At 32.8% G+C, this 12,948-nt stretch carries 10 protein-coding genes and 1 pseudogene; 10 read left to right on the plus strand and 1 reads right to left on the minus strand.

Features of this window, described 5'->3' with window-relative positions:
* The 3 genes from ACSVDH_RS03355 to ACSVDH_RS03365 all read left to right on the plus strand — a co-directional run bounded on the left by ACSVDH_RS03355 (window position 1) and on the right by ACSVDH_RS03365 (window position 2,796).
* Window positions 1-399 (plus strand): phBC6A51 family helix-turn-helix protein, encoded by a 399-nt coding sequence (locus ACSVDH_RS03355; protein WP_439253414.1) that lies wholly within the window; start codon window positions 1-3, stop codon window positions 397-399.
* Window positions 400-455: 56 nt separating this feature from the next.
* Entirely contained in the window at window positions 456-1,976 is a 1,521-nt protein-coding gene (locus ACSVDH_RS03360; RefSeq protein ID WP_439253413.1) for a heparin lyase I family protein, read from the plus strand.
* Window positions 1,977-2,130: 154 nt separating this feature from the next.
* Window positions 2,131-2,796 carry a hypothetical protein gene (locus ACSVDH_RS03365; protein ID WP_439253412.1) on the plus strand — a complete coding sequence of 222 codons (666 nt, stop codon included), beginning with the start codon at window positions 2,131-2,133 and terminating at the stop codon, window positions 2,794-2,796.
* A 59-nt stretch (window positions 2,797-2,855) separates the two neighbouring features.
* Here ACSVDH_RS03365 and ACSVDH_RS03370 read toward each other — a convergent pair whose 3' ends face one another.
* A complete protein-coding gene (locus ACSVDH_RS03370) occupies window positions 2,856-3,308 on the minus strand; it encodes an SHOCT domain-containing protein (RefSeq protein WP_439253411.1) in 453 nt (150 codons plus the stop codon).
* Between the two features lie 142 nt (window positions 3,309-3,450).
* Here ACSVDH_RS03370 and ACSVDH_RS03375 point away from each other — a divergent pair, with 142 nt between their 5' ends.
* The 7 genes and pseudogenes from ACSVDH_RS03375 to ACSVDH_RS03405 all read left to right on the plus strand — a co-directional run bounded on the left by ACSVDH_RS03375 (window position 3,451) and on the right by ACSVDH_RS03405 (window position 12,447).
* On the plus strand, window positions 3,451-3,681 hold the full coding sequence (locus tag ACSVDH_RS03375) for a hypothetical protein (RefSeq protein WP_439253410.1): 231 nt from the start codon (window positions 3,451-3,453) through the stop codon (window positions 3,679-3,681).
* Window positions 3,682-4,194: 513 nt separating this feature from the next.
* Entirely contained in the window at window positions 4,195-5,172 is a 978-nt protein-coding gene (locus ACSVDH_RS03380; RefSeq protein WP_439253409.1) for a tyrosine-type recombinase/integrase, read from the plus strand.
* Between the two features lie 178 nt (window positions 5,173-5,350).
* Window positions 5,351-5,915: pseudogene (locus ACSVDH_RS03385) on the plus strand (DUF1643 domain-containing protein).
* A 133-nt stretch (window positions 5,916-6,048) separates the two neighbouring features.
* On the plus strand, window positions 6,049-7,149 hold the full coding sequence (locus ACSVDH_RS03390; RefSeq protein WP_439253407.1) for a type I restriction endonuclease: 1,101 nt from the start codon (window positions 6,049-6,051) through the stop codon (window positions 7,147-7,149).
* A 923-nt stretch (window positions 7,150-8,072) separates the two neighbouring features.
* The gene (locus ACSVDH_RS03395; RefSeq protein ID WP_439253406.1) at window positions 8,073-9,254 is read left to right on the plus strand and encodes a hypothetical protein; all 1,182 of its coding nucleotides are present in this window, start codon (window positions 8,073-8,075) and stop codon (window positions 9,252-9,254) included.
* Between the two features lie 396 nt (window positions 9,255-9,650).
* Entirely contained in the window at window positions 9,651-11,216 is a 1,566-nt protein-coding gene (locus ACSVDH_RS03400) for an RNA-directed DNA polymerase (RefSeq protein WP_439253405.1), read from the plus strand.
* A 97-nt stretch (window positions 11,217-11,313) separates the two neighbouring features.
* A complete protein-coding gene (locus ACSVDH_RS03405) occupies window positions 11,314-12,447 on the plus strand; it encodes a DUF8371 domain-containing protein (RefSeq protein WP_439253403.1) in 1,134 nt (377 codons plus the stop codon).
* Window positions 12,448-12,948 lie beyond the last annotated feature (501 nt).

The raw sequence follows: 12,948 nt of genomic DNA on the forward strand, positions 1-12,948 counted from the left end.
ATGAGTAAACAATTAAAGCCGGAACAATACGAGGCAATTAAGTACCTTGCTCAGCCCAAAAACGGCGGCCTTACGTTAGACGAAGTGGCCGAGGCGGTAGGAGTAACGAGACAAACGTTATATCGCTGGAGACAGGATATAGAGTTTAGCGACGAAATTAAACGTCAGATCAACCGTAATACAATGGACCGTATTCCAGAAGTTTTAGAGGCGATGATGGAAGCATCTATTAAAAATAAAAATGCTAACGCTGCTAAACTCGTACTACAGTCGGTCGGACTACTAACGGATCGATTAGAAGTCGAGGATAGAACAAAGCATCGCGAAACACATACGACTGATATCGACGAGATGAAAGCGCAAATCGAGCGCATGAGACAGTTAAGAAAAGTTCAGTAAAACGAAATAACGGCGGTGTCCTTCGGGGCATCGCTTTTTACATTGGGGGAATTACGATGGCGAATTATAAACCGTTAGGAGTTCCGTTTGATCGGAAGTTTAGGAACGACGCAAACGAGAATTTTAAAACAATTGACACAGTAGCAGAGAAGGCGAAAACAGACGCGGCTACCGCAATAGATACGGCTAATAAGGCGAAAACTGAATCGGCTGATGCGAAGACGAAGGTAGATAGCGTACAGACGCAGTTAAACAACATCGTCATCGAGAGTGGAACAAGTGACGCGGAAGTTATTCAGGCAAGAGGTGCTGCGCCCGTTTTAAATGAACGGCTAAACGGAATTGACGTACAAGTGTCGGATAATGCTCAGGCGATTGTTAGCGCTCATGAGGATGCTAGAGGCTTTGCGGTTACAGCATCGTCCAACGAAGCACCAATTATATGCATAGCTAGACGGACATCGGTTCAATCAATACCGGACCAAACTGCTGGAGGAACTACAGAAGTATTGTGGAATGCCGAGGATATTGATAGCGATGGAATGCATGTTAACACAACAACTGATTCTGCGAGAATGACTATAAAAAAAGCAGGCATTTACAGATTAGAAGCATCGATAAATTGGGCAGGGGTAAACGCAGGGATTAGGGAAGTTTTGATATATAAAAATGGAGCTGCATTAGAAAGAACAACTATGACAGTTAACCAATCCTCCAATGTTACGGCGCAAGTTTCGGCAACAGATGTCGCAAATGTAGGCGATTATTACACTATCCGAGTCCGGCAAACAAGCGGCGGTAATTTAGACATTCAAACGTCCATTTCCAAGTTTTCAGCTTTAAGGATCGGTACTGCGGTAGGGCCTCGCGGTGGAATAAAGTTTGAATCTTCTTTTGCATACAGAGGAATAAGCATGTACCCTAATACAATACTTCCAGAAAGAGTATTTATTCAATCAGATCCAGTACGTGGAACTAGCCGACAAGTAGCAAGAATTCACACGAGAAGTATAGATAACGAGGTTTTATATCCGAGGGTACAACTTGCTACGAATTCTATTCTGGCGGTTGGAGATGAATTTTATGTTGGTTTTGGTGTTTATATACCGGAGGATTTTGAAGTAATTGACGGACCGGACAATGATGTAATGTTACATGAAATTTACGGACCACCTTTTAACGGAGGAGCTCCTAATTCACTCCGTATTTTCGGAAACAATTTCGCGTTATTCCCCGACATAGACAGTTATCCTACTCCGCAATGGACAATGCCTATTATAAAAGGTGCTTGGGTTGATTTTGTTTTCAGATATAAATTATCGACTGACCCGGCTGTAGGGTATGTAGAGTTGTCGGTAAATAAAGGGACCGGATTTGAAAATCAACTTATTAACGGTGTACAACGGTATTACCATGCAACGTTAAAAGCAGGAGTAAACGATAGTGGGAGTAATTATTCAACGATAAAAGTAGCATATGATGCTCAATCTGTACGAGATGAAGTAACAATATTATTTGCAAACCATAGGATCGGATATGATACTTTTAATTCAGTGGACCCAGGTTCATACGCTTAGGAATCAATTACAAGTAATTAGATAATTTTCATATTTATGGTAAACTGTTATAATATAAATATATGGTTTGGCGGGTTACTATTTTGTGAATTCGCCAAATTTCTTTTTTAATTGAGTAAATGAGCTTATCAATGTAAGGGAAGAGGATGTAATTATGGAAAATAACTTACCGAAAAAAGTGTACAAATTTATGGAGCCCCAATATCTGGAGTTACTAGAGAAATCACAGAATATTTATATCAATTATTTAAATAATTACGATGAAGATATTCATGGTAGTGAAAGAGGGGATAATAATGAGGGAATTGTCTACTCAGAACTAAATTTAGGGGCGTACACTTTTGGCTCAAAAATTAATCCAAATTTTGAAAGCTCATTCAAAAAGTTAACTCCGTTTATAGTAGAAGATGGTGTAACTTTTACTGGAGGTACATTTATAACAAAATTTACTCGAAGATATTTTTATAATTATAGTGTTTGCCGCGAATACGATGAAAAAGTGAAAAAGGAGTTTGGTGGGGCAACATTAATTATTGAGGACTTTCCTAATTTCTTAAACTACTTAAATAGAAAAATGTTTAAACTAGGTAAAGAGTTAGTGTTAGCTAAAAGTTGTGTTTATAAAAAAGATAGAAAAAGCTTTTTTTCAGAAAAAAGTAATAAATTTTATTTGGACTTCCCTGCACTGGTTAAAGAGAAAAAATATGCATATCAAAAAGAATATAGATTATTGTGGAGAAACATTGATGGTACAAAAATTAAAGAACCAATTCTTGTCCATTCTCCAGAAGCTTTGAAACAATGTAAATTTGAATATTAAGGCGGGCTTCGGCTCGCTATATATTATAAAAACCTCGACATTTCGCCGAGGCCTATTGATTAAATTCCGAGTATTTGCTTTTTCTTAGCGTTAAACTCTTCTTCGGTAATCACACCTTGATCTCGTAATTCAGCGAACTTCTTTAATTCGTCCGCATCCGTACTTGATGGCGTTGAACTACCGGACTCGAGCGCGTCTTGATATTCCTCGATAAGTGCCTTAGCTTTTTCAAATCCTTCGAATTGTTTAGCGTTATTACACATGATTGTATTTTCATCTTTGGCTGCGTCAAATGTACTTCGGCCCTTTGTATCAGAACTACCGGAAAAAGCAAATTGAATATATCCGGCCATTAACTTTGGTTTCTTTAACTGGATACTCGTAATACTTTTGATTCGAATTTCCTTTTCGCCTTTACCAGAGCCGAGAAACTTACCGTACTTAAGAATAACTTTCGTAGGTGTAACAACTACAGTTCCATTACTTCCTTTAAATTCTTGGATATCACTCATAGTATGTACCCCCTAAAAGGTTTATAGTTTAATAATACTACATACGTAGGAAGAATTGACCAAGTTTCTTAATTTTTGTAAATAATTTATATTTGATAATCGAACGTATATTCGTATAATATAACGTAAGGAGGTAATCGTTATGGAAAATGAAAATTGCGGTATCATGACTACGACAAAGAAAACGGATATTCACGGATACACTTGTACGATGGTCCATCTGATGGATTTTCGAAGAGCTCGTTTATGGCACGTTAACTTCGAGAACTTGGATAACGAGCCGATTCCGGACGGTCTACGGGAGTATATACGGGAAAATAGCGAGAAGATCAAGGAAGGGCGTTATCATTATTCGGGACCGCATAAAAAATAGCGAGTGGACGGCGCCGGTGAAGTCGATTTCTTAGGAGTATTAAGTGGATAAGCGCCGTCTTGACGGTAGTATATTCGTAAATGTAAATATTATACGATGCGTGTCGCTGAGGCGCATTCTGACGCAATTAACTTTCGTTAGACGTATGATTGTCCGTTTAATTCGCTAAAAATCGCAATCTATAGAAAAACGTTGAAATCTTCGTCCTATTCGCTTATGATTAACGTAAGGAAAGCGATAGTGCGCCATACTATCGACTAAACGTTCGGAATAAATGGACGGGTGCCTAACGGGGATACTACGGAGTCTTTTAACGACTCAAAATCGTGTTCCTTCGGGAGTGTCGGTTCGACCCCGACCACTGGTATCTGATTTACTTAATAATGCTTATTTATCAACGTTTCTTACGATTTGTAAGGAGCGTTTTTTATTTGTCTAAAATACGATTCTTACAAAAATATCGTGTACATAAAATCGTGTGCGTACCTGTCATTAACATAAGGAGGAATTAAAATGGCAAGGCGTACAAATGAATTAACTATTGAAGAATTATCGGTAGTCAACACAACAAAAGTTGTTAAGGAGATTGATTTTAAAACAGCTCTTTCTTTATTTGTGGATGATTGTGAAATAAGGAATCTTAGACCTCAAACAATTCAATACTACAAAAATGAACTATCTGTGTTTTACAAGATTCTTAAAGAACAGGACATAATTCTCTCGATGGATACTATTGCTAAAGATCATATTAAACGAAATGTAATCCTATACATGAAAGAGAAAGGATTGCAGACTGTTTCCATTAACACCCGTTTAAGAGCCATTAGAGCATTCTTCAATTTTCTTCATCGTGAAAAATACATCAAAGACAATCCTCTAAATGATATTAAATTACTTAAAGACCGTAGAAAGGTTGTTGAAACCTTTACAAAGGAACAACTTCAAAAACTATTTAATCAGCCTAATTTGCGTTCTTTTGTTGGTGTAAGGGATTATACTTTCATGCTTTTACTCCTTGAAACGGGCGTTCGTGTAAGTGAATTACAAGGAGTTTGTGTTCAAGATATATTATGGAATGAGTCAAAACTCCATATTAGGAATACAAAGACTTATAAAGAACGATTAGTGCCTATACAGTTAAAAATGAAAAATCAATTACAGAAATACATTCAAATACGTGGAGTAATGGAAACTGATTCATTATTTGTAACTCTTGATGGTGAACCAATGTCAAAAAGACAATTTCAAAATAGAGTAACATATTATGGGAAGCAAGCAGATATGAATAGTGTTAGATGTTCCTGCCACACATTTAGACATACTTTTGCAAAGTTAAGTGTGAAGAATGGAGCAGGAATTTTCGAACTACAACAAATTCTGGGGCATACCTCTATGGAAATGGTGAGAGTGTATGTAAATTTGTTTAGTGATGATGTAATGGACAAGCATAAAACATTTTCACCTTTAATTAATTTAAACTTTAGAATGTAGCAAATTGCAAATACTCTTTCTCTTGTTAATGAAATAATATAAATATGAATGGATTCTCTCGACAGGATAAGACAAAAGAACTATGTGTGTTAATGGTAAAATAAACCCAAAATAATATAGGGGAAAACATGGATAGTATTCTACAGAGGGAGTGAAAAGTATGAGGAGAGAAGCGGTTATGGATGGGGATTATCGTTATTCATTATTAAGAGAATGGGATGAATCAAATCCGAAAAGAGTTGTATTTGTCTTACTAAATCCAAGCACGGCAGACGACGAAGGTGATGACCAAACTACTAAGGTATGTATTGAATTTGCAAAAAGATGGGGATATGGTTCTCTCCAAATTGTTAATCTGTTTGCATCGTGCTACTGACCCAACAGATCTCAAGAAAGTAAAAGACTATAACAAAATGGTTGGCAAGCATAATCATATTTTCTTACAGAATGCCTTACAAGATGCAGATAAGATAGTAGTTGCTTGGGGTGAACATGGGAAAATTCAAAAACGTTACATGGATGAATCACTCAAAACGTTGTTTTCGAATTTTCGTCTGTACTGTTTTAGGAAGATTGCAAATAATCAACCTAAACATCCTTTAGGTGTGGATTATAACACTGCGTTAGTAGAATACACTTATTATAAACAGTTTTCTAAACTTGTACTAGATGAAGGAATAGTGGATATTATTGAAGTTGATAAAAAGGTAGAAATGGGTGGAAAAGACAACTTGGTTAGTTAATAGGTCTTATACCATTAATTTGTTAAATGTTATTGAAATGAGAACCCAATTTTAAATAAAAAATTACAGATTAGTATAATTTTGTTTGTTATAATTTTTATAGAATATTTTTTTATAAATAGGGGGTATTACTATGGAAACCTTTATTCAACAAATTAAAACGCTATCAAGTAGAATAGAAAGAATTAAGGATAACATTCAAACAGAGGAAGCAACTAAAACCTCTTTAATAATGCCATTAATACAAGCATTGGGATATGATATTTTTAACCCTGAGGAATTAGTACCTGAGTTCGTAGCAGACGTTGGTATTAAAAAAGGTGAAAAAATTGATTATGCAATAATGGAGAACGGGTACCCTGTAATTTTAATTGAAGCAAAAAGTGTTCATGAGAAACTACATAAGCATGATTCACAATTATTTAGGTATTTTGGGACTACTAAAGCTAAGTTTGCAATTTTGACAAATGGCATTGAATACAAGTTCTTCACAGATTTAGAAGAACCTAATAAAATGGACGAAAAACCATTCTTTATATTTAATTTACTTGAAATAAGAGAAAATCATTTTCTAGAATTAGCGAAATTTAGAAAGAATTTCTTTAATGTGGAAAATGTATTAACTACTGCTTCAGAATTAAAATACACTAATGAAATTAAAAAATTCTTAACTCAACAATGGGACGAACCAAATGAAGAGTTTATTAAATTTGTCTTAAGTGATGTTTATCAAGGTGTAAAGACAAAGAAAGTAATTGATAATTTTAGAGATATAGTAAAAAAATCTCTAAATCAATTTGTTAATGAAAAAGTGAATGATAAGCTTCATAAGGCTTTAAGTTCAACTGATGGAAATGAAATAAATTTAGCTGAAAAAATTAATGAAGAAGTAGCTCCAACAAAAGAAAACGAGTTAATTGATGAACTTGAAAAAGTAGTAGATGAACCAATAATTGTAACAACCGAAGAAGAAATAGAAGGTTATGTTTTAATTAAATTAATGCTTAAAGAAAGCATAGATGCAAGTAGAATTTACTATCGAGATAATAAAAGTTATTTTAACGTTTTATTAGATGATAGCATACGTAAATGGATTTGTAGATTAGGTTTTAATACAAGTAATAAGTATATTCAATTAAATGATGAATTAAAAACTACTCATAAATTAGAAAGTGTAAACGATATTCTTTTATATAAAGATGAAATTTTAAGGGTTGCCGAACAATTTCATTAATACAAGGGGATGAACTTATTTGTTCATCCTTTTTTATTGATGAATTGACTTTGACCTAAATGAAAGTTCATTATTATTGTTCAAATAGAGATGTATTTATATTGAATAAACAAATGAAAAGTGCATTAAGTTAATAGCAAATACTAAAAAAGTTGATTGAAGCACATAGCATAGGTTAAAGTATATAAAATTGTGATTTTATCAAAACGCTAACAGAAACCGCTCTAATGACATAATTTTGATTGGGTCTAACAATTGAGAAGGTCAAAAAGAATAATAGAGCGGTTTTCTATGTACCAATACTACAATTAACTAGATAAATACTTAACTTCAGCTGGTATATACGAACAGCATCAAGAACAAGCCCGTTAATGAATTTATAAATATTTGCGGTTGCAACTCCGTTGCCCCGCATAGACCTCACTACGTTCGGTGGGCTTCGCCCTGCTATTACACATAAAATGGATGTAGTAAATAGGCTGAAGCGGGTGAAATCTACATAACACTTTTTTATATTGATGTCAATAGTTATATAGCGTATTTTTTGACTTTTTTTATTATTTATGGTATAATATTAATGTAGTCAGATTTGAGTGACTATAACTACAAACACATAACATTATAAAACTAAATAAAAACATTAAAATAAATAAACAAACCAAACGCAAATTTTCCTCTTTAATTGATGAGGTTATTTGTGTTTTTTTGTTTTCCAGAACGTACAGAGAGATTGATGTTAGGGGAGTGAAAAGAAGTATAGATTTAAATGAGCAGTTTTGGTACTTTTAGAGAGATTGACAAAGTACATAATTATTTTAAAAAGCATAAAATCGTGCAAAATCGACCTATATATTTATCTTTAAATATATATAAACCGATTTGGCACAATTTAAGTAAAAAATGAAATTAAGGAGTATGAAGAAATGCTAGTTTTAAATTTTGAAGAATTTGTCAATAGGTTTGCCACTGAAAGGCAAAAGCAATCATTTATAAAAAATAATGGTAATGTAAATAAAAGAACATTGGAAAGTATGATTAAAACAGCAAAACAAGAATTTGAAATTGTAGAGGTTGAAGGTAGAGGGTCGAAAAGAAAAATTAAAATAGATGGACAGCGTGAAGAATTAGCGGAACGTGAAGATAATAGAAAATTCAATGGGGAGGGGCAATTACCAGTGAATTATGAACAAGGTTTTCCTGTTATGATTTTAGAATATTTAATTAAATCAAATGTTAGTGTACCAACGACCACAACAAAATTGTTATTTGATTTTTGTTTCATTCCAGATGAATTATATATTGCAAGTAAAGCAAAATATAATCAAGATTTTTTGAAGATTGAAATTGCTACTTTAAAGGAAAAAGGAGTTATAGATATAACCACACAAACGGTTGTATATGATTATATTGATAAAGAGATTACTAGATTAACAAATCATTTTATGGGATACATAAAAAAATTAGAAGATGCAAAGTTAATAATACATAACAAACATACTATTGGTGAACTCGTAGATGAAAATGGAGTTTCTATATATATTGAGTTAACGACACATGTTGTTGATAAAGTTGCAAAAATGAGAAGGAAATTACAGCAGTCACCAGAATTTAAACATTTAACTTTAAAGGAAATTAATCGTTACCGCAATAAATCAGATGTAAAAGAATATTGGATAGAACATGATAAGTTACTATATGAAATTACAGATGAATATAGTTGCCAGTTAAAATTATTAAGAACATTTGAAGCACATACATTATTTTTACAAGCAGGTGACAATCCTATTAAACGTTGGTTATGGAAAAAGGAAAATCGTGGAGCAATTGACTTATACAACAGTGATGAACTGCAATATTATTTGAAAAATCGTGAACAGTTTCATGAAGCAAGAGGTAAATATGTTGTTGAATTAGCAAAGGGTAGACAGAACAATGCTTTAAAGGAAAATAACAAATTTTTAGATGAGTTTGGCGGAAAAGAGAAGCAAGTTGTCATTAATTTTGATGATTCCGAATGGATTAAAAATAAGAAATTGATGTTTCTAGGTTTATATGTAGAAGCTTATGAAAAGCTTCAAGAACATTATGGTTACTCTTTTAACTAAACGAATTAAAAAACATAAAAACAAAAAGAATTTATAGGGTTTTGAAATTTTTGATTAACCTTATATACAAACACAAAAAACATATATAACGCTAATCAAGCATTTCAAACATAAATAAATACAAGATTAAACCCTCTGTCTTATGATAGAGGGATTTTTTATTATAAAAACAAGTTTTAAGCGTACGAATTGTGTTACACCCACACAATCATGTTAAATATATTTCACGTGTGAAAAGAGCAAAAAAACAGGTCAATAGACATATTTTTCACGTGTGTTTTTGTTATGGAAAATGAAAAGGACCTATTTTTATGATTTCAAAATATAAAAAGTACTATTCTTATGGTAAAATTGTTTCATTATGGAAATTTATTTAATAAATAGGTGGTGTATATAATGTTAAAACTTCAACCCAGAAGCTTAGAGTGGGCATTAAATCATGCGTTAGAATATGGAGATACTGATATCTTTCCTGTACCTTTTGAATTTGAAGCTATTAAACATGATTGGGAGAATATTATAAGTTGGCTACAGGATGTTAATGTACTAGAATGGACCACTAGACCATTCCGTCGTTCTTTAACTCCTAAAAATCGATTCGGCTTTAGAATTTCTACTCAATTAGATCCTATTGATTATCTGATTTATACGGCTCTAGTTTATGAGATTGGTACAGATATTGAAAATAGACGAGTATCTACTGAAAGAAACATTGTTCATTCATATAGATTTAACCCCGATAGAAATGGAAAGTTTTTCGATGAAACTAAAAATTTTGGGACATTTACGAGTACAGCAAGAGAACATGTAGAAACAGAACAATTTTCTTATGTAATAATAGCTGATATTTCTGATTTCTTTGCCAAACTATATTCCCATAGGCTAGAAAATGCTCTGAGGAGTGCAACAACAAAAACAAATCACGCTAAAGCATTAATAAATATTATGTCACAGTGGAATGAGCATTTTTCATATGGTATACCTATAGGTCCTTCTGCTTCAAATTTACTTTCAGAGATAGCGATTGATGATGTTGATCGGATACTACTTTCTGAAGGTAAAACCTATGTCCGTTATAGTGATGATTTTAGAATCTTTTGTACATCCTACAGGGACGCTCATGAAACGTTAGCTTTACTAGCACATGACTTATTTGAAAATCATGGTTTAACATTACAACAAAGTAAAACAAAAATAATAACTGTAGAGCAATTCAATGAACATTATTTACGAGGTGTTGAACATCATGAACTTGATACATTATCTAATCGATTTTATGAAATAATTTCCAAAATTGGTCTTGACAATCCTTATGATCCTATTGATTTTGACGATTTGGAACCTTCTGTTCAAGAGGAAATTGTCAATCTTAACCTGGAGGAGATACTACAAGAGCAAATTTCATCCGATGAATTAGATATACCTATAACAAAGTTTATACTAAGAAGATTAGCACAACTTGAGTATAATGTTGTTGAAATGATTTTAGAAAATGTAGACAAATTCTATCCTGTTTTTAAGGATGTTGTTAAATATATAGCTTCATTAAATAATTTAGAAGAAGACGATAGACATAATTTAGGTGAAAGGTTGTTAAACCTATTATCTTCAGATTCAATAGTTTCACATTTAGAATTTCATAGACAGTGGGTATTATCTTTATTTATCGAAGATACTGAGTGGAATAATATTGATAGATTTGTTGAGCTTTATAACAAATTTGAAGACTCATATTCTCGGAGAAAGATTATTTTATCACTAGGGAGGGCGAATCAAGAGCATTGGTTTCGCTCAAAGAAGAGGTACCTTTTTGATTTTAATACCTGGTTAAGGCGAGCAATTATTGCTGGAGGTAGTTGCCTACCAACAGATGAGAGAAAGCATTGGTATCAATCCCTAGAATCTAGGTTAGATCCGCTTGAAAAAGCAGTTGTAAAATGGGCAAGATCCAATCCGTTCTAGATATCAAAAATGCTAATGTTCCACCGCTCCCAAACTCTGAAGTGATATTATTACCTATATTTTAAGAAATTAATAAAGGACAGTTGGGAGGATATGTATGCTTAAGATTTGTAGCGGGAGTTCAAAAGGTTTTACTAAAATAATACATAATCTTTTGGACATAATTGTCCAGCATTTCCTTGAGGTTGGAAGTAACCTTGAATACGAAGAAATTTTGGGTTCTGTCTTTCCTCCTCATAGACAAGATAATGAAGAGTTTGGGATGAAAGTATTAAATAAAATTTATAGAGATATAAATGATAATTTTGTTCATGAACTTTCTCCTTTTGAGGAATACGTTTTGTATCAAATATTACATTTTGTATATGAAAGCTCAGAGGATGGATTTTGTTTAAAGGAATCAGTTAAATTATTTTATTCACAAATTGGTGATGGACAACTGGATTTTGCCGAGTTAAAAGTATTATGCATAATTAGAACCCCAAACGACTTAAAAGGAATATGTTTTGAAGATATTGATTTTCTTGATATCGGTGAAATTTTTGAACTATATAAAACTAACCCTAAACTTGTAAATGACTTTTTGCATATTGATTTAGAGTATTTTACAGATTTGATGCCAGAAGACATTTTACTGGAGTATGAGAACATTAAGAATGATGTGCAAAAAGAAGATACAGAAATTGAAAAAGTTAAAGGAAGCATAATTGATAAAGAAACCTTCTATGAAATAGTTGATAAACTTATTAAACGATTTAATCATTATGTCGTTCATAATAAGTTAAACACTGCATTAAATAATAAACTTGGAGAGATGGACGAAAAAGGTGTACAAGTGATTTTTCATATGTATGCAAATGAATTTCTAAAACCTTACAATATAGTTATACAGCGTGAGTTAGATACTGGAAGAGGGGTAGTTGATTTTCACCTATCCCATGGGAGAGAGTATCAAGCATTACTTGAATTTAAGTTAGATAGTAACAGAAACATAGTCGAAGGTATTAATTATCAATTGCCAATTTATCTTATAAGTCAAGAAATTGAGTATGGTATTTTTGTTCTCATTTGTTATTCAAGATCAACTTATAATAACTCAAAGAAATTCCATGAAGAAGTTAAAAAGGTTAGTGAGAAATACCAAAAAATAATTAGCTTTTATAGTATAGACGCTAGTGGAAATGCAAAAACAGGTTCGAATATAAAAAATGATGAAGAAATGAGACTTTGAGATTGAATACCACCAACTAAGGTGTGTTAGTCTATGTTATTACGTCCTAACTAATATGAGAAAGCATTGTAGCACGTAAAAAATGGTGTCTTTTAGTGTATCGGCGGTGCTTATCACCATAGATTAAAATACATATATAGAATCATCTAATAGCTCTTCCGCTACTGCATTCAGAGTTACAAAACAGTACCCTGTAAAAATGAAAAAGATGTTGTTAATTGACAGTATTTTAACGTGTGTTTTTCTTGCTATTGATTTCTAGCTAAGTTAAAATAGGAACATAAATTGACAGGTCGTATGATGTATTTTTTAAGAAACGTTAAAAATGGCATAATACCAATGGTTCAAGGGTTCAGACCTTCAAGCACGACTCAAAATCGTGTTCCTTCGGGAGTGTCGGTTCGACCCCGACCACTGGTATCTGAATTTAAAGCGCAAATACTGATTTATCAACGATCTGGCGATTATGCCTGGTCGTTTTTTCACGTTTAATTACACAAG

The organism is Metabacillus sp. Hm71 (assembly GCF_051842955.2).
Lineage (GTDB): Bacteria > Bacillota > Bacilli > Bacillales > Bacillaceae > Metabacillus.

Bases quoted from the DNA above. Each gene is read 5' to 3' on its own strand.
- ACSVDH_RS03405 (WP_439253403.1), top strand. From the start codon at position 11,314: ATGCTTAAGATTTGTAGCGGGAGTTCAAAAGGTTTTACTAAAATAATA.
- ACSVDH_RS03390 (WP_439253407.1), top strand. From the start codon at position 6,049: ATGGAAACCTTTATTCAACAAATTAAAACGCTATCAAGTAGAATAGAA.
- ACSVDH_RS03365 (WP_439253412.1), top strand. From the start codon at position 2,131: ATGGAAAATAACTTACCGAAAAAAGTGTACAAATTTATGGAGCCCCAA.
- ACSVDH_RS03355 (WP_439253414.1), top strand. From the start codon at position 1: ATGAGTAAACAATTAAAGCCGGAACAATACGAGGCAATTAAGTACCTT.
- ACSVDH_RS03400 (WP_439253405.1), top strand. From the start codon at position 9,651: ATGTTAAAACTTCAACCCAGAAGCTTAGAGTGGGCATTAAATCATGCG.
- ACSVDH_RS03380 (WP_439253409.1), top strand. From the start codon at position 4,195: ATGGCAAGGCGTACAAATGAATTAACTATTGAAGAATTATCGGTAGTC.
- ACSVDH_RS03370 (WP_439253411.1), bottom strand. From the start codon at position 3,308: ATGAGTGATATCCAAGAATTTAAAGGAAGTAATGGAACTGTAGTTGTT.
- ACSVDH_RS03360 (WP_439253413.1), top strand. From the start codon at position 456: ATGGCGAATTATAAACCGTTAGGAGTTCCGTTTGATCGGAAGTTTAGG.
- ACSVDH_RS03375 (WP_439253410.1), top strand. From the start codon at position 3,451: ATGGAAAATGAAAATTGCGGTATCATGACTACGACAAAGAAAACGGAT.
- ACSVDH_RS03395 (WP_439253406.1), top strand. From the start codon at position 8,073: ATGCTAGTTTTAAATTTTGAAGAATTTGTCAATAGGTTTGCCACTGAA.